The organism is Tsuneonella sp. HG222, assembly GCF_053819185.1.
Genome location: NZ_JBSOQZ010000011.1, coordinates 1 through 285 on the forward strand (window position 1 = coordinate 1; position 285 = coordinate 285).

The 285-nt window shown below is 69.8% G+C and carries 1 protein-coding gene; it reads right to left on the minus strand.

The genetic code is table 11. The features are described from left to right. On the minus strand, positions 1-285 hold a 285-nt coding region (locus tag ACWPMZ_RS16550; protein ID WP_455705191.1), incomplete at both ends, for an Ig-like domain-containing protein.

Below are 285 nucleotides of genomic sequence, written 5' to 3' on the forward strand. Positions count from 1 at the left end.
GGGATCGGTGTCGCCCGCCACGTCGCTGGTCGCCGCCGCAGAGCTCGTCGCGGTGGCCTTGCTGTTGTCGCCCGCGAACGTGAACCTGAGCTCGGCGGTGTCGGGATCGCCGTCGGCATCGATCAGCGTATAGGTGAACACGTCGACCGAGCCGGCCGGAACCGTCGTCTTGGGCGTATAGCTATAGCTGCCGTCGGCGTTCAGGGTCAGCGTGCCGAACGTGCTGACGTAGGGCGTGCCCACCACCAGCGCCGTGCCCGCGCCGCCCTCGGTGCCGGTGCGCAG